The following is a 16064-nucleotide window of genomic DNA, read 5'->3' on the forward strand; positions in this document are numbered from 1 at the left end:
ATAAATGGCGGATTCAGGAGGGTCCGGCGCTCGAAGTGTGCACTTAGATTGATAGTTGGAGGTTATACGAAGGTGCGGCTCCTCATAAAGTGGGCAATAAAAACGCGTGGACCAAGCGCTGCCCTGCTAATCGGCAGTGCCTGATCCACGCGATGTGCGTCGCCAAAGGCCCGAATGTGATGTGCCGGTCAATCCGTCTCAGATCGCGCTGCCAATCGCCGCTGCGGGCACGGCCGGCTTCGGCGCCGGCACGGATGCCTTCTGCACCGCTACCCGGCCGGAGAAGAACACCGCGCCGCCGCCCATATCGGACAGCCGGTCCGGCGTAAGCGCGTTGACGGTCGCGCTGCGGCCGTCGCCTTTGTCCGCCCAAAGACCCTGGCTGACGACGATGCCGGGCAGAACGTCCTCGCCGACCGAAGCCGTCAGCCAGGCTTCGCCGCGTTCGTTCCAGAGTCGCACCTCGTCTCCCTCGACGATGCCGAGCGATTCCGCATCCGCTGCGTTCATGTGCAGCTTCGGCGTCTTTTCCATGCTCGCATGCTTGTCGTTGTTCGAAAACGTCGAGTTCAAGAAATTGTGGTTCGGCGCCGGAATGAACGCGAACGGGAACGCTTCGTTCCCCTCCTCTACCAGCGGCGCATACGTCGGCAGCGGCGGCAAGCCGCGGCGCTCCATCGCCTGCGAATACAGCTCGATCTTGCCGCTCGGCGTCCGCAGCCGACCAGGGAACAGCGGCTTCACGTCCGCGCGCACGAATTGCTTTTCCACCAACGCTTCGTAAGTGACCGGGGCATAGGCAGGATTGCCCGGGAAATCGACAGCCTGTCGAATCATCTCTGCGTCGTCGTCTTTAAACGCCTCGTCCCCGTACCCCATCCCCGCTGCGAGCATTCGGAACACCTCGTTGTTCGATTTGCTCTCCCCGTAAGGCGCCACGACCGGCTGCTGAATCTGCACGTAATGATGCCAATAGGAATGGTAAAGGTCCGTGTTCTCGAAGGCCGAAGTCGCCGGGAGCACGATATCCGCGTACTTGGCCGTCTCGGTCAGGAACAGGTCGTGCACGACGGTAAACAGATCCTCGCGCGCCAGTCCCTCCCGCACTTTATTCGACTCGGGCGCGACGACGGCGGGATTGCTGTTGTAGACATATAGCGAAGAGATCGGCGGATCAAGGGCCAGCAGCGCGCTGCCGATCCGGTTCATGTTGACGCGCCGCGCTTGCCGGCCGCCGCGCAGGTCGGGGCGCTCAAGCGCCTTGGCATTGTGCCCGACATAGCCGCCGTTGCCCTTGATCGCCCCGCCTCCCGGCACGAGCCATTGTCCCGTCAACGCAGGCAGGCAAGCGATCGCCCGCACGTTCATGCCGCCGTTGTCGTGATGCTGGATGCCGTTGCCGATGCGAATGAACGAAGGCGACGTGCGTCCATAGAGCCTCGCCAGCTCCACGATATCCGCTTCCGGCACGCCGGTGACGGCCGACACGGTCGCCGGATCGTAGGCAGCCGCATGCGCCCGAAGCTCTTCGTGACCAACCGTATATTCGCGTAAAAACGCCTCGTCCGTCATCCCCTCCGCGAACAGCACGTGCATGATGCCGAGCGCCAGCGCCGTGTCCGTGCCGGGACGGAGCGGGATGAACCAATCCGCCCACTTGCCGGTTCGGTTGCGGTGGACGTCGATCGCGACGATCTTCGCGCCGGCCTTGCGCGCCTGCTCGGCGATCGTGACCTGATGCATATTCGTGCTGACCGCGTTGATGCCCCAGAAGATGAACAGCTTGGCATGGACCGTTTGCTCCGGATCGGTGCCGTAGCTGCCGCCCATCGTATAGCGATAACCGACCGTTCCCGCCGCTTCGCAGATCGTCTGGTCCAGCTCGGAGGCGTTCATCCGGTTAAAAAAACGGGTACCCATTCCTTCCGTCCCGATGCGGCCCATGTTGCCGTAGAAGCTATATGGCAGTATACTTTCGGAACCTCGTTCCGCGATGAGCGTTTTCCACCGATCTGTGATTTCCGCGATCGCTTCATCCCAGGAGATCGGCACGAACCGTCCCTCGCCCTTCGGGCCGATGCGTCGAAGCGGCGTCGTGAGCCGCTTGCCGTCATAGATGCGCGCCGCCATATGGCGCACTTTGTTGCAGATCGCGCCGCGGGTAACCGGATGCTCCGGGTCTCCTTCGACCTTGACGATGACCCCGTCGCGCTTGTGCACGAGCAAGCCGCATTGGTCCGGGCAATCGAGCGAGCAAACCGAATGAAACACGCCGTCCCGCCGAGCGGAATAATCGTTCATTTCCAAATTCACTCCCTTTAAATCCGTGCCCCCATTTTAACACAAAGAAGACGAATCCGCCGTCCTAAACGGTCGAATCCGCCTGCTTGAACTGCCCGTTATACCTTCCCCGCAATTCCTGTCTTCCGGCTGACCGTCAGCTTATATCCGACGCCCCGGATCGACTCGATCTGAACCGATTGCTGGTTCAGCTCGAGCTTCTTGCGCAGCGAGCTGACATGCACGTCCACTGTCCGCTGTCCGCCGATATAGTCGAAGCCCCATACGACATTCATCAGGTCGTCGCGCGTGATGACGATGCCCGGGCGCTCGGCCAGGTACAGCAGCACCTCGAACTCCTTCGGACGAAGCGTGATCCATTCGCTGCCGACCTGCACCTCGTATTTGTCCGGATAAATCTGCAGCGCGCCGAGCGAGATCACCTTTTCGCCGGTCGGATCGGACTTGGGCCTGGCTTCTTCGTTGCGCGAGCGCCGCAGCACCGCCGACGTGCGGGCGAGCAGCTCCGCGACGCCGAAAGGCTTGGTGATGTAGTCGTCCGCGCCAAGCTTAAGCCCCTGCACGACCTCTTCTTCCGCGTTTCGGGCGGTGAGGATGATGACCGGCGTCTTGACGCCGTGCTGGCGCAGCTTCTGCAGCACCTCGAAGCCGTTCATCCCGGGCAGCATCAAATCCAGAAATATAATCGCGTATTCGTCTTGAATCGCCTTGTGCAGTCCCTCGGCGCCGTTGCCGATCACTTCGGTCTCATAACCGTCCTGCGACAAGTTGTACGTGACCAGACGCGCTATCGTAGGTTCGTCTTCAATAATGAGCACCTTGTCCGACATAAGCTCCTCCAGTCCGATCGGTCCGTCTGACGTCCCGGCCTCTCCAGTCAATTTATCATGTCGCCGTAAATCCAGCATTATCCGAATGTCAACGCCACGTAAAATAACGTAATGCTAATAGTCTTGAATAAGCGGCAGCTCGATCACGAACGTCGATCCGACGCCTACCGTGCTTTCCACCCGGATCGTGCCGTGATGCAGCTCCACCAGGTGCTTGACGATCGACAGCCCCAGACCCGTGCCGCCGGAGCTGCGCGAGCGGGCTTTGTCGACGCGGTAAAACCGCTCGAAAATTCGGGGCAGGTCCTTCTTCGGGATGCCGATGCCCGTGTCGGAAACCATAATCCGGACATGCTCTTCGAAGTCTCCGCCATCTTCGCTCTCGACGATGATCGCCTTCACCCGCACCCTGCCGCCTTCCGGCGTATAGCTGATGCCGTTCTGCAACAAGTTCAGCGTGATCTGTCCGAGCCGGTCCTCGTCGGCCTCGATGAACAGCTCCTCGGGCGCGTCGAGCTCCAGCGAGATTTCCTTCTTGGCGGCCTCCGTCCCGAGGAACTCCAGCTGTCTCTCCAGGAAGGACCGGAGGTCGATCGGGGAAAATTGCAGCGGCGAACGCCGCGACTCGATCTTGGACAGCTCCAGGATATCGCCGATCAGCCGGTTCAGCCTGTCGCTCTCTTCCTGGATGATCTTCAAGAAGGATCGCGCCGTCTCCGGATCGTTGACCGCGCCGGCAAGCAGCGTCTCCGCGAAGCCTTTGACCGCGGCGACCGGCGTCTTGAGCTCGTGGGACACGTTGGCGACGAACTCGCTGCGCATCCGCTCGAGACGGCGGATCGCGCTCACGTCCTGCAGGACGAGGAGCAAACCCGGCGCCGTATCGTCGTCCATCGGGATCGGCACCAGATGGAGCTCGAGCAGCCGTTCCTCCGGATAGTAAACCGTGAGCTCCTCGTGAATCGGCTCGCCGATATCGAAGCCGCTGCGAATGAGCTGCAGCAGCTCGTACTGCTGCTTGGCTTCGGTATAGCTGCGGCCGACCCGTTCCCGGGCCAGGCTGCCCAGCAATAGCTCCGCGCTTCGATTGTAGATGCGGATCCGGCCGTCCGGGCCGATCATGACGACGCCGCTGATCATGTGATCGAGCACCGACTGCAGATGGAGCTCGTTCCTGCGGATCTCGCCCATATGATCCTGCAGATTGGCGGCCATCGCGTTGAGCGCTCGGCCGAGCTCGCCGATCTCGTCCTTGCCCGCGTCGGGAATGCGGACCTTGTAGTCCATGCCCGCCATTCGCTTCGCCGCGGACGTCATGCGTTCCAGCGGGCGCGTGACGCTAAGCGCCACCCTGTAGCTGACGAGCGCGGCCAACGCGAATACCGCCAGCAAGCCGAGCGCGAGCGCCATCCACATGCGATCCAGGCTTTTCTCCACGGCCGAGAGGGACATGGCCAGCCGGATGACGCCGAGCGTCTCTCCGGTCTCGCCGTTTTTGGACGCGTATGCGACGTACAGCATGTTTTCGTCAAGCGTATCGCTGTGCCGAATGCTCCGGCCCATGCCGCTCTGCATCGCTTCCCGCACTTCTTCGCGTCCGGCATGATTGTCCATCGTGCCCGGCGCGTGATCCGAATCCCCGAGCACCTCGCCGTCGGTCGCGATGTACGTGACCCGCATGTCCGCGAGCTCCTTGAACCGGATCGCCTGCGATTCCAGATATTCGGTCTGCGCCGTCTTGGACTCGCCCTTTGGCCAAGGCGCCGCGGCAGAGAGCACGCGAAGCTGCGTCTCCATGTGGCTGCCGAGCGCTTCAAGATGATTGTGCTTGTAAAACTGTCCCGTGAAAATGCCCGCCGCCAGCACGGACAACCCGATGAGCAGCATAAACAACGCGGTCAGCTTCAAGCGGAATTTGCTCATGTGCGCTCCCGTGCGGCTTGCCATGCGTATAGCCAATCCTCCAATTGCCGACTTTTCTTTATCTTAACACAGGAGTATTAGCGCAGTGTAAATTCAGGCCAACTTAACAGACCGATAGGGATGTCTCCGCCGGCAGATGTAAGTTATAGTAAAGCGAGGAACGAATAAGGAGGAACCGCGATATGCAGCAGCATCACTTTATAGCGTATTTATACCGTCTGCGATACATTGAACGCTGGAGCCTTATGCGCAACTCGACCAAAGAAAACGTCGCCGAGCATTCCTACCATACCGCGCTGCTCGCCCACTTGCTGTGCACGATCGCCAAAGACGTATTCGGGCGGGACGTCGATCCTGACAAGGCGGCGAGCCGCGCGTTGTTTCACGATGCGACCGAAGTGATCACCGGGGATATCCCGACGCCCGTCAAGCATCACAATCCCGCGCTGCTATCGAACTTCAGGGACCTGGAGCGGTTGGCCGCCGAACGGCTGCTCGGCACCGTGCCGCCCGAGCTCATCGATGCATACGAGCCTCTGCTTATGCGGCAGACGCAAGACGACGAGCTGAACCGATACGTCAAAGCCGCCGATATCCTCGACGGCTATCTCAAATGCGTATCGGAGATGTCGGCCGGCAACCGCGAGTTCGCGACCGCGCGCAGGCAGTTCGAGGGCCGTCTCGCCGCGCTCGGGATGCCGGAGATCGACTGGTTCCTGAACCGGCTCGCCCCGAGCTTCGAAAAGACGATCGACGAGCTGTCCGAACGGGAGCTTGACGCCGATGCCGATTAAGGAGACCGGCTTAAGTCGAGTATTGTCCATCGCAAAAGATTCGCTATGGATCGTCATTCCGCTGATTATCGCTGCCGCGATCTTCGGTTATAAGTATCATTTTCCGAAGCGAATCGCCGCCGACTATCCGGCCGTCGAATATCGGACCGGAGATCCGTCTTCCGCGGAGCAAACGAACATACACGTGAACGGCAAGCTGTACCGGCCTTTGTTTCGTGATCCGTATTTTAAAGGGCGCATCGCGATCGATAAGTATGAATTCACCGGTTCTGCGGATTATTCGATGTTTACGATCATGTTCACTAGCGACATCCAAAACGGCTGGGGCCTACTGAGCTTCAGTACTTACTTAAATCATATGCCTTCGATAGAATCGCTAGGAACGATCTGGCAGCATGGCGATATGAAGGAGCTCAAAGTCAATATTTTCGATCCGGTAGGCGCTGACAAAAAAGAATCGAAGGACCTTATGCTGATTGCCCCCGCGACTACGATCGACGAAGCGTTGACGCTTGAACGCAGCTTCGCTGATCGCGGACAAAAGTAGACGCATAGCATCTTACTCCAACGGGACTGTGGTCGTACCGCAGCAACAAGAAAGAAGCTCCGCCCGCGCATATCGCGCCGGGCGGAGCCTTTTCGATCTCAAGCCTGCAAAAGCATTAAGCGTACCAAGGATTTTTCATCAACCAGACGACGACAAGGAAAATAACCAGAATCACGATGCTCAGCGTCTGTACGCGCGAGATGTTGCTCGAAGCGTCCTGTCCGCCGGAAGCCGCGGCGACGATGCGTTTGAGCGGAGCCTGCACGATGCCGGACAGCGCGCCGAGCGCCAGGAACAGCACGACGATCGTGATCATCCAAGCCACCTTGTAATCGTTTTGCGAGATCAGGTAGCCGCCCGTCAACAGCTGGAGGACCAAGGAATATTGGCCGATTCGACCCGCAGCCACCAGACCGCTGGCAAGGCCTTCCTGGGCCGGCGTGGACAGCTGCCGGAAACGCTTGGCCAGAAACGGCAGAAGGGCGTAAATGCCCATTCCGATCGCTCCGACGATGTGCAGAAAAATCATAACGTCATACATCGCGATATGTACCTCCACAACCATAATAAGACAAGTCACCCCTAGTATACACAAACCGGGCGGACAAGTAAAAAGGGCCGTGCAGGTCTCGTTTTAAAACGCCCATGCGCCCTTGACGAACACTTGCTCTTCGCTGCCGTCCGCGGTGACGCCGAAGATGTCCAGTTCGCCCGAACCCACCATGAAATCGGTATGAACCGTACTGTTGTTCAAGCCGCGGGCCGACAGTTCCTCTTGGCTCATGTCAGCCCCGCCCGCGACGCAGGAGGAGTACGCGCCGCCTACGGCCAGGTGGCAGGACGCATTTTCGTCGAAGAGCGTCTTGTAAAACAGCAGGCCGCTGTCCGAGATCGGCGACCGATGCGGCACGAGCGCGACTTCGCCGAGATAGGCGGCGCCCTCGTCCATTTGCACCAGCGTCGCGAGCGCTTCGGCGCCTCTAGCTGCCGAAGTGCGAATCGCCCGGCCCCCTTCAAACTCGAAGGTAAAGCCGTCAATGATTTGCCCGGCGTAGCTGAGCGGCTTCGTGCTTGACACCGTGCCCCGCACGCCGCCCCGATTCGGCGCCGTGTACACCTCTTCTGTCGGCAGATTCGGCACGAACCAGACGCCGTCGGCGTTTTGCTTGCGCCCGCCGAGCCATACATGGTCGCTCGGAAGCTCGATCGTCAGATCGGTGCCTGGAGCCGCGTAACGAAGCACGCGATACTGCTTGGCGTTCAAAATATCCGCTCTGCGCTTCAAGTCGGCGAGATGCGACTCCCATGCGGCCAGCGTATCCTCGCGGTCGGCGCGAACGAGCTTGAAGATCGCTTCCCACAGCAGGCCGATCCGCTCGGCCTCGGGCGCGTCCGGAAACACTTTGTCCGCCCAGCCCTTCGACGGCGCCGTCGCGATCGTCCAGCTGAACTTGAAGCCCCGCGACAGCACGCGATAGTCCTTCATGACGCGGCTTGCCGCCTTCTGGGCGTTGGCGATCCGCTCGCCCGGCACGCCGCTTAGCAGGTCCGGGTCGTCCGACATCAGATTGATCGAAGCCGCACCTGCCCGGGCGAGCTCCAGCTTCTCCGCCGCCGACCACTTCGGTTCCTCCAAAAACGCCTCGTCCGGAGCCAGATCGTATTTCAGTCTCGTGACGACCTCGTCCGTCCAAAACACCTTTACGTTACGCGCGCCCGCCTCGTATGCCTTTCGCACGACCAGCCTTGCCAGCTCCGCGCTGTCCAGGGACGCGTTGACCGCGACAGTCTGGCCTGGCTGCACGTTGGCGCCGACTTTGACGATCAGTTCGGCATAACGATCCAACTTTTGCGCAAAATCGCTCATGAAAAGCCCTCCTTAAAGATCTTCAACTGCAATGACGGTCAATTGCTTCGGATAACGCGTGAGCACGCCTGCCGTGCCGTTATCTTGGATATAGACGTCATCTTCGATTCGAACGCCGCCTACGACCGAATCGTAAACGCCCGGTTCGACCGTGAACACCATGCCCGGCGCCAAAAGCGTGCCGTTAGCCCCCGACATGGACGGCTGCTCGTGAATGTCCATGCCGAAGCCATGCCCGACCCGATGCGTGAACAGCGGCCCGAAGCCGGCCTTCTCGATCGTCTCGCGCGCAGCCGCATCGACAGCGGACACGGGTACGCCGGCCGCGGACGCTTCGATGCCCGCCTCGTTGGCAGCCAGCACCGCATCGTAAATGGCACGCTGCGCCTCCGAAGCTTCGCCCACGACGAAAGTCCGCGTGATGTCGGAGCAATAGCCGCCGGCCTGTACGCCGATGTCGATAAGCAAAAAGTCGCCATGACGAATCTCGTGCTGGCCCGGCACGCCGTGGGGCAGCGCCGTACGCGCGCCCGTCAGCACGATCGTCTCGAACGCCGGACGATCCGCGCCGAGCGCTCTCATCTTGCGCTCGATCTCCGCGGCCAGCGCAAGCTCGGTCATCCCGACGCGAACCTGCGAGACCGCGTGTCCCATGACTCCCTCGACGATATCGACCGCCCGCTGAATCCGGCCGATCTCGTCCGCGCTCTTGACGATTCGCATGTCCAGAATCGCCTGCTCCAGATCGGCAAAGCCGGCGCCGGGATAAACCGCCTGGAGCCGTTCTGCCTTGGCCAGCGAGACCGTTCCTTTCTCGACGCCGATCGATGCCACGCCTGTTGCAGGCATCTGGCCGCCTAGCAGCTCATAAGCGTCGTCGACGTCCGAGATCGGCACGATCGCGAGGCCCGGCGCCGCTTCTTCGGCAGCCATCGCGTCCAGCAGCGGTACGAACAGCTTCGTAGCGCGATTCGCGCCGTCAAGCGCGAGCGCCAGGAATCGTTCGTGCGGATTGCAAGCGAAGCCCGTGAGATAGGCGACATTCGTAGGCGAAGTCACCAGGCCGATTCGAACCCCTTCTTTTTCCATATAGGAAATAAGCCGATCTCTTCGCTCCTTATATACTTCCGATGACAATCGGATCATCTCCCTTTCGTATTCTGTGCGCCTCATCATAAACAACTCCAAGGTCGTCGGACCTTGGAGTCGGGGGAATGCGCGAGCAGCCGCTGCGGTCGATCAGGCGTTTTCGACGATCTTGATGACGTTTCGGACCGAATCCGCGGACTTGGCGAGCGCCGCCTTTTCTTCTTCGGTCAAGTCGAGCTCGAAAACCTTCTCGATGCCGTCGCCGCCGAGCACGGCCAGGACGCCCATGAACAGATTGTCGTATCCGTATTCGCCTTGCAGCAAGGCGATGACCGGAAGGATCCGCTTTTTATCCTTCAAGATCGCTTCGGTCATCTGGACGAGCGAGGCTGCCGGCGCGTAATAGGCGCTGCCGTTGCCGAGCAGGCTGACGATCTCGCCGCCGCCGACGCGCGTGCGCGCGACGATCGCATCGATCTCGTCCTTCGGCAGCAGCTGCTCGATCGGGATGCCGCCGACCGTCGTGTAGCGCACGAGCGGAACCATGTCGTCGCCATGCCCGCCCAGCACGACGCCGCGCACGTCTTCCACGGAGACATTCAGCGCTTGGGCAAGGAAGGTATTGTAGCGGGCGGTGTCCAGCACGCCGGATTGGCCGATGACGCGGTTTTTAGGAAAACCGAGCGCTTTGTTGGCGACATAAGTCATCGCGTCGACCGGGTTGGAAAGGATGATGACATAAGCGCTCGGGCTGGTCGCCTTCACGTTTTCGCAGACGGACTTGACGATGCCCGCGTTCGTGCTCACCAGATCGTCGCGGCTCATCCCCGGCTTGCGCGCGATGCCGGCCGTAATGATGACGACGTCCGAATCGGCCGAATCCGCGTAGTCCGCGGTGCCGACGATTTTGGTATCGTAGCCCTGAACCGGCGCCGCTTCGGCGATATCCAGCGCCTTGCCCTTCGTCGGGTTCTCTAGCTGCGGGATATCGACCAGCACGACGTCCCCCAGTTCCTTCTGCGCCAGCATCAACGCCGTTGTCGCGCCCGTAAATCCGGCGCCCACGACCGTAATTTTCGCCCGTTTCATTGCCATTCGAATTCCCTCCTAGAAGTTCCTCACGAATAGAGTACCCGTTACCTCGCCTGCCTTACTCTTCCCTCGAACCGGTTTATCCGCCGTTCAGGCTTACTGATAAGAAACAGTCCCCCCTCGCCGACACCATAAGCACCGACGAAGAGGACTGTTATTTAACGTTCTTCTCCCCCATCTAACCCACGCGCACGCACCTCTGTCCCCCAGCCGTTATTCAGCAGGGTGTCCAGAGGGCAAAGCCCTCGGAGTCCCCCTTTGAAGGGGGATCTAGGGGGGTTGTGCATCCCCGAAGGGGGGATCTAGGGGGGTTGTCGTATCCCCGAATGGGGGATCTATGGGATTGTGCATCCCCGCAAGGGGAAGGGGGAAACGGGGGCATGCCCCCGAAAAAAACTACATATTCTTAATGATTTCATCCGCGAACGCCGAGCACTTGACCTCGGTCGCGCCTTCCATCAGACGCGCGAAGTCGTACGTGACGATCTTGCTGTTGATGGACTTTTCCAGCCCCTTGTAGATCAGGTCGGCCGCTTCGAGCCAGCCGAGGTGTTCGAACATCATGACGCCGGACAGAATGACGGAGCCCGGGTTGACGACGTCCTTGTCGGCGTACTTCAGGAGCGGTGCCATGCGTCGCTTCGAAGATCGCGTGGCCCGTCATGTAGTTGATGTTCGCGCCCGGCGCGATGCCGATGCCGCCGACTTGAGCAGCCAGGGCGTCGGACAGGTAGTCGCCGTTCAGGTTCAGCGTCGCGATGACGTCGAAGTCCGTCGGACGCGTCAGCACTTGCTGCAGCGCGATGTCGGCGATCGCGTCCTTCACGAGGATCTTGCCTTCGGCCAGCGCGGACTTTTGCGCAGCGTTAGCCGCTTCTTCGCCTTGCTCCGCCTTGATGGCGTCGTATTGGTTCCAAGTGAACACTTGGTCGCCGAACTCGCGCTCAGCCAGCTCGTAGCCCCAGTTCTTGAACGCGCCCTCGGTGAACTTCATGATGTTGCCCTTGTGCACCAGCGTGACCGACTTGCGCTTGTGCTTGATCGCATATTCGATCGCGGCGCGGATCAGGCGCTCGGAGCCGTCCTTGGATACCGGCTTGATGCCGATGCCCGAAGTTTCCGGGAAACGGATCTTCTTGACGCCCATTTGCTGCTGCAGGAACTCGATGACCTTCTTCGCGTCGGCAGTCTCGGCTTGATACTCGATACCGGCGTAGATGTCCTCGGTGTTTTCGCGGAAGATGACCATGTCGACCAGCTCGGGACGCTTGACCGGCGAAGGCACGCCGTCGAAGTAGCGAACCGGACGCAGGCACACGTACAGGTCAAGCTCTTGGCGAAGCGCGACGTTCAGGGAGCGGATGCCGCCGCCGATCGGCGTGGTCAGCGGGCCCTTGATCGCGATGATGTATTCGCGGATCGCGGTCAGCGTGTCTGCCGGCAGCCATTCGCCGTATGCGTTGAACGCCTTTTCGCCGGCGAATACTTCGTACCAGGCGATTTGCTTTTCGCCGCCGTATGCTTTTTCAACGGCTGCGTCGAGCACGCGCTTGGAAGCGCGCCAGATGTCTCGGCCCGTCCCGTCGCCTTCGATAAACGGAATGATCGGGTTGTTAGGGACGTTCAGGACGCCGTTTTGGTCGACTTTGATCGGTTCGCCGGCTTGCGGCAGTTCGAATTTTTCGAGTTGCATGGATGGGTAGCCTCCTGGAATTTAAAAGTGATGGATGGAAAAGAATGCAAACGTCGGCGTTCCCGCTCGCAAAGGCGCGGAAACCCGCGTCAAACCGGCGCGCCGCGCAACCGGATGGTCGTACGGCACGCCGTTGGACTGGTCGATTAACGCTCGTCGACCGGCACGTAGTGCTGATCGACAGGGCCGACGTACTCCGCGCGAGGACGGATCAGACGGTTGTCGGCGAGCTGCTCGAGAATGTGCGCGGTCCAGCCCGATACGCGGCTGATGGCGAAGATCGGCGTAAACAAGTCGCGCGGAATGCCGAGGAGCGTGTAGCAGGAAGCGGAGTAGAAGTCGACGTTCGGCTTCAGGCCCTTCTGGCCGGTCACGAGCTCTTCGATGCGAACGGACATGTCGTACAAGCGGCTGTCGCCGTTCAGTTCGCTCAGGTTTTTGGACATTTGCATCAGGTGCTTGGCGCGCGGGTCGCCCGTGCGGTAGACGCGGTGGCCGAAGCCCATGATCTTCTCTTTGTTGTTAAGCTTGTTCTGGATGTAGGGCTCGACGTTGTCCAGCGTGCCGATCTCGTCCAGCATGACCATAACCGCTTCGTTGGCGCCGCCGTGCAGCGGGCCTTTGAGCGCGCCGATCGCGGACGTGACGCCGGAGTAAATATCCGACAGCGTCGCGACGGTGACGCGCGCGGCGAACGTCGAAGCGTTAAGCTCGTGGTCCGCGTGCAGGACGAGCGCCTTGTCGAGCGCGGTCACCGCGACTTCGGACGGCTCTTCGCCGGTCAGCATGTACAGGAAGTTATGGGCGACGCCGACGCCCGACTTCGGCGCGACTGGCTCTTTGCCTTGGCGCAAGCGCGCGAAGGCGGCGATCACGGTGCCCATCTGGGCTTGCAGCTTGATCGCCTTGCGGTAGTTGGCTTCCTTGCCCGGATCGTTCGCTTCGGCATCGTACAGCGCAAGGCTGGAGATCGCCGTGCGCAGCGCCGCCATCGAGTTCGCGCCCTTCGGATAAAGACGAAGGCCGTCGATGACTTCGCCCGGCACCGCAGCGGCTTCGCTCAACTGCGACTTCAGCGCGTCCAGCTCGCTTTGCGTCGGGAGTTTGCCATTCCAGAGCAGATATGCGACTTCTTCAAAGCTCGCCTTCTCGGCCAGCTCGTCGATGTTGTACCCGCGGTACGTCAGCACGCCGTCGATAATGGAACTGATGGACGAGGATGCGGCGACGATTCCTTCAAGGCCTTTGGTAGCTGTCATGGTTCTCTCTCCTTCAATTCCAAGATAACGAATCAAATAAGCGCACGATGCGCTTTACGGAATTTCGGGGCCGGCGGTTCGGACGCACCTTCAAGCTTGCCTTCCGCTATGTCCGCGTAAACCCATATTACTTTCGGTTTTTAAAGCCTCATATAATGATAAACGATTTCAATTGGGAATGGAACCGAACGAAGCATAAAAATGCTTTATCGCATATATAGACGAATACTCTCACATTCGCGCGCTGACGCGTCGGCGCGGCGATTCCGAGACACTTGAATCGCCGCGTTAATCTTCGCAAGGATCAATTGCGGCGATCACATCGAACCGACGTCCATCGTATCGATATGGCGCTTAGTCTCCTCCGTGCCCCAATCGCTAAGACGGCGATAAATTTCTTTGAGGTAGTAATCGTAGCCGTCGTTTTCCGGATCGTGGCTGTACTCCAAAAAAAGGCTGATGCGAACGCCAAAAGCCGGCCTGGTCGAATTCGTCCATCGAATCGAACAGCTCCTGCAGCTGAACCAGCTCTTCTTCGCCCGCCTCGATCTCGAACTCGTACGCGGCGTCGCCGCGTTGCGTATTGATCGTCCTGGCCTGGACCGACACGTAATACTTGGATTTTCCCATAAGATCCTCCCCGCGCTGACTGATGTTACAAGTTATTGTGTCCAAGCGCTGCGCGGATTTATGCCCATTCGCGCATCGGCGGCACGCACGGCGCTTTTGCGCAAGGGCCGGTGATGTTAGAATAGAGCGATAAAGCGTTCAGGGCGGACGCCCGCTTCAGCGCGAACGCTGCCGGAGGAGGATATTATGCCATTCACAGCCCAAACTACGGGCATGATCGATATCGGTTCCAATACGGTTCGTCTGTCGGTCTACCGCGTGACCGAAGATGGCGCCTATCGCGTCATCGATCAGGGCCGATGGCCGGCCAGGCTGAGCCAGCGCCTTACGACGGACGGCAGGCTTCCGGCCGAAGCCGTGTCCGAGCTCGGAGAGGTGCTGCGCCACTACAAGCGCATCTGCCGCATCCACGGCGTGGAGCGCATCCGCACGGTCGCGACGGCCGCTGTGCGCCAAGCGACGAACCGGGACCAGGCGCTGTCCGCGCTGTTCGAAGAGACGGGCCTTGTCATCGAGCTGCTGCCCGGCGAAGAGGAAGCCCGGCTCGGCAGCCTCGCCATGCTGCGGACGATGAACATCGAGGACGGCTTCGTCGTCGATATCGGCGGCGGCAGCACGGAGATCACGCTGCTTCGCAATCGGCAGATCGTCGCCTCGGTTTCTTTTCCCATCGGCTGCGTCAATACGTCTACCCGATTCGGGCTCGGCGAAGGGCCCGTCGCCAAGACGATGCTCGACGCGATGGAGTCCGACATTTTGGACAAGCTGTCGGCGCAATCCTGGATCTCCCAGCACCCCGGACTCCCGATCATCGGGCTGGGCGGCACCGTGCGCGCGCTCGGCAAGCTGCGCCAGCGGCTGGACGAATACCCTTTCGCCAATCTGCACGGGTATGAGATTCCGTCGGAAAACCTCACTTCCGCCATTGAACTGCTAGCGCCCCTCACGGTCGAGAAACGTCGGAAGCTTCCCGGCTTGTCCAAGGACCGCGCGGACGTCATCGTGCCCGGGCTCGTCATCCTTCAAGCCGTGCTGCGCGTCTGCAGCTCTTCCGGCATCGTCGTTTGCGGCGCAGGTCTTAGGGACGGCCTCTTCTACGATACCTGCCTGCCCGATCTGCAGATGGACGGCGAAGACGCCGTTGCGGAAGAAAGCATTCGCAATCTATGCGCCCTGTACCCCGGAGCGCCATTAAGCCATCTCGTCCAGGTAAACCGGCTCTCGCTCGCCCTTTACGACCAGCTGGCGCCAGGATTCGAAGTGCCTGCCGACTGGCGCCGCTTGCTGAGCGCGGCATCCCGGCTGTTCCGAATCGGAGCCGTGCTCGATTATAACGATTGCGCTCAGCATACGTTCTATATCCTCATGCATGCGCACTGGAACGGCATGTCCCATCGCGAAAAGCTGCTCGTCGCGGCGATCGCCTCCTATCGCAATGCGAACGCGCTGAAGCGGAGCCTCGCCGGCTACCGTGCGCTGGTCCGCCCCGGCGACGAAGAGCTATGCGCCAAGCTCGGCATGCTGCTGCAGCTTGCCGCGGCGCTCGATCGCAGCGAATCCCAAGCGATCACGTCGCTTCGCGTCACCTGCGTCACCGGCGTCACCGGCGGCGCAGGCGGCCGCCTGCTGCTTGAAGCCGCGGCCAGCCATGCGCTGCCCGTCGAGACGACGGAAGTTCAGGCGCTTGCCAAGGACTTCAAGAAATGCTGGGGACTGACGCCAACGCTTCGCCTTGTCTAGCTCTCCTCCGGATGTTTGCTTATATCCCGCCATAAAAAAAAAGGACGCCTTCGGGCTTCCTTTTTTTTTAATATAAAATTCTGCGCATCACTCTTACTTCGTAACCGTATTTCCCTCGCATCAGCTTCATCTGCTCGTTGATGTAGTCGTATACTTCCTTCAGCCTCGACGTGTTCGGCCTGAGCGTCTCCTTGACTTCGCCGCCGACGATGACATCGAATTCGATCATCCTCGTCCCTCCTCTCCATTTCCATCCCGCAATCTTATCTTATGCGGGGAATGTAAATGGCAGATTAGAC

At 60.2% G+C, this 16064-nt stretch carries 13 protein-coding genes and 1 pseudogene; 3 read left to right on the forward strand and 11 right to left on the reverse strand.

Annotated elements, in window-relative coordinates:
- Nucleotides 1–198 precede the first annotated feature (198 nt).
- The 3 genes from OMP38_RS05950 to pnpS all read right to left on the reverse strand — a co-directional run bounded on the left by OMP38_RS05950 (nucleotide 199) and on the right by pnpS (nucleotide 5054).
- Nucleotides 199–2301, reverse strand: a complete 2103-nt coding sequence (locus OMP38_RS05950) for a molybdopterin-containing oxidoreductase family protein (RefSeq protein ID WP_277564271.1) — start codon at nucleotides 2299–2301, stop codon at nucleotides 199–201.
- Nucleotides 2302–2399: 98 nt separating this feature from the next.
- Nucleotides 2400–3131 (reverse strand): response regulator transcription factor, encoded by a 732-nt coding sequence (locus OMP38_RS05955; RefSeq protein WP_277565186.1) that lies wholly within the window; start codon nucleotides 3129–3131, stop codon nucleotides 2400–2402.
- A 114-nt stretch (nucleotides 3132–3245) separates the two neighbouring features.
- The gene (pnpS, locus tag OMP38_RS05960; RefSeq protein WP_277565187.1) at nucleotides 3246–5054 is read right to left on the reverse strand and encodes a two-component system histidine kinase PnpS; all 1809 of its coding nucleotides are present in this window, start codon (nucleotides 5052–5054) and stop codon (nucleotides 3246–3248) included.
- A gap of 182 nt (nucleotides 5055–5236) precedes the next feature.
- On the opposite strand from pnpS, the gene yfbR reads away from it, so the two are divergent.
- Entirely contained in the window at nucleotides 5237–5848 is a 612-nt protein-coding gene (gene yfbR, locus OMP38_RS05965) for a 5'-deoxynucleotidase (protein WP_277564272.1), read from the forward strand.
- Nucleotides 5838–6395: a hypothetical protein gene (locus OMP38_RS05970; protein ID WP_277564273.1), complete on the forward strand. Its 558-nt coding sequence runs from the start codon at nucleotides 5838–5840 to the stop codon at nucleotides 6393–6395. The genes yfbR and OMP38_RS05970 overlap by 11 nt, the downstream gene beginning before the upstream one ends.
- Before the next feature lie 115 nt (nucleotides 6396–6510).
- On the opposite strand, the gene OMP38_RS05975 is transcribed toward OMP38_RS05970, so the two are convergent.
- From OMP38_RS05975 to OMP38_RS06005, 7 genes and pseudogenes are all read right to left on the reverse strand, one after another.
- Nucleotides 6511–6936 (reverse strand): hypothetical protein, encoded by a 426-nt coding sequence (locus OMP38_RS05975; protein ID WP_277564274.1) that lies wholly within the window; start codon nucleotides 6934–6936, stop codon nucleotides 6511–6513.
- A 93-nt stretch (nucleotides 6937–7029) separates the two neighbouring features.
- Nucleotides 7030–8262 carry an aminopeptidase gene (locus OMP38_RS05980; RefSeq protein ID WP_277564275.1) on the reverse strand — a complete coding sequence of 411 codons (1233 nt, stop codon included), beginning with the start codon at nucleotides 8260–8262 and terminating at the stop codon, nucleotides 7030–7032.
- A 12-nt stretch (nucleotides 8263–8274) separates the two neighbouring features.
- Entirely contained in the window at nucleotides 8275–9399 is a 1125-nt protein-coding gene (locus OMP38_RS05985) for a M24 family metallopeptidase (RefSeq protein WP_277564276.1), read from the reverse strand.
- Between the two features lie 102 nt (nucleotides 9400–9501).
- A complete protein-coding gene (gene mdh, locus OMP38_RS05990; RefSeq protein WP_277564277.1) occupies nucleotides 9502–10446 on the reverse strand; it encodes a malate dehydrogenase in 945 nt (314 codons plus the stop codon).
- 393 nt (nucleotides 10447–10839) lie between these two features.
- Nucleotides 10840–12136: pseudogene (gene icd / locus OMP38_RS05995) on the reverse strand (NADP-dependent isocitrate dehydrogenase).
- A gap of 146 nt (nucleotides 12137–12282) precedes the next feature.
- Nucleotides 12283–13395, reverse strand: a complete 1113-nt coding sequence (gene citZ, locus OMP38_RS06000) for a citrate synthase (RefSeq protein ID WP_277564278.1) — start codon at nucleotides 13393–13395, stop codon at nucleotides 12283–12285.
- A gap of 378 nt (nucleotides 13396–13773) precedes the next feature.
- Nucleotides 13774–14025 (reverse strand): hypothetical protein, encoded by a 252-nt coding sequence (locus OMP38_RS06005; protein WP_277564279.1) that lies wholly within the window; start codon nucleotides 14023–14025, stop codon nucleotides 13774–13776.
- Between the two features lie 186 nt (nucleotides 14026–14211).
- On the opposite strand from OMP38_RS06005, the gene OMP38_RS06010 reads away from it, so the two are divergent.
- Nucleotides 14212–15765, forward strand: a complete 1554-nt coding sequence (locus OMP38_RS06010) for a Ppx/GppA phosphatase family protein (RefSeq protein ID WP_277564280.1) — start codon at nucleotides 14212–14214, stop codon at nucleotides 15763–15765.
- 67 nt (nucleotides 15766–15832) lie between these two features.
- Here the strand turns inward: OMP38_RS06010 and OMP38_RS06015 are convergent, their stop codons facing one another.
- Nucleotides 15833–15994, reverse strand: a complete 162-nt coding sequence (locus tag OMP38_RS06015) for a mechanosensitive ion channel protein MscL (RefSeq protein WP_090109908.1) — start codon at nucleotides 15992–15994, stop codon at nucleotides 15833–15835.
- Between the last annotated feature and the right edge of the window lie 70 nt (nucleotides 15995–16064).

The organism is Cohnella ginsengisoli (genome assembly GCF_029525555.1).
GTDB lineage: Bacteria > Bacillota > Bacilli > Paenibacillales > Paenibacillaceae > Cohnella > Cohnella ginsengisoli.

What these genes read in the sequence shown, in the direction of transcription:
- OMP38_RS05950 (WP_277564271.1), bottom strand. Translation starts at nt 2,301, where the DNA reads ATGAACGATTATTCCGCTCGGCGGGACGGCGTGTTTCATTCGGTTTGC.
- OMP38_RS05955 (WP_277565186.1), bottom strand. Translation starts at nt 3,131, where the DNA reads ATGTCGGACAAGGTGCTCATTATTGAAGACGAACCTACGATAGCGCGT.
- pnpS (WP_277565187.1), bottom strand. Translation starts at nt 5,054, where the DNA reads ATGAGCAAATTCCGCTTGAAGCTGACCGCGTTGTTTATGCTGCTCATC.
- yfbR (WP_277564272.1), top strand. Translation starts at nt 5,237, where the DNA reads ATGCAGCAGCATCACTTTATAGCGTATTTATACCGTCTGCGATACATT.
- OMP38_RS05970 (WP_277564273.1), top strand. Translation starts at nt 5,838, where the DNA reads ATGCCGATTAAGGAGACCGGCTTAAGTCGAGTATTGTCCATCGCAAAA.
- OMP38_RS05975 (WP_277564274.1), bottom strand. Translation starts at nt 6,936, where the DNA reads ATGTATGACGTTATGATTTTTCTGCACATCGTCGGAGCGATCGGAATG.
- OMP38_RS05980 (WP_277564275.1), bottom strand. Translation starts at nt 8,262, where the DNA reads ATGAGCGATTTTGCGCAAAAGTTGGATCGTTATGCCGAACTGATCGTC.
- mdh (WP_277564277.1), bottom strand. Translation starts at nt 10,446, where the DNA reads ATGGCAATGAAACGGGCGAAAATTACGGTCGTGGGCGCCGGATTTACG.
- citZ (WP_277564278.1), bottom strand. Translation starts at nt 13,395, where the DNA reads ATGACAGCTACCAAAGGCCTTGAAGGAATCGTCGCCGCATCCTCGTCC.
- OMP38_RS06005 (WP_277564279.1), bottom strand. Translation starts at nt 14,025, where the DNA reads ATGGGAAAATCCAAGTATTACGTGTCGGTCCAGGCCAGGACGATCAAT.
- OMP38_RS06010 (WP_277564280.1), top strand. Translation starts at nt 14,212, where the DNA reads ATGCCATTCACAGCCCAAACTACGGGCATGATCGATATCGGTTCCAAT.
- OMP38_RS06015 (WP_090109908.1), bottom strand. Translation starts at nt 15,994, where the DNA reads ATGATCGAATTCGATGTCATCGTCGGCGGCGAAGTCAAGGAGACGCTC.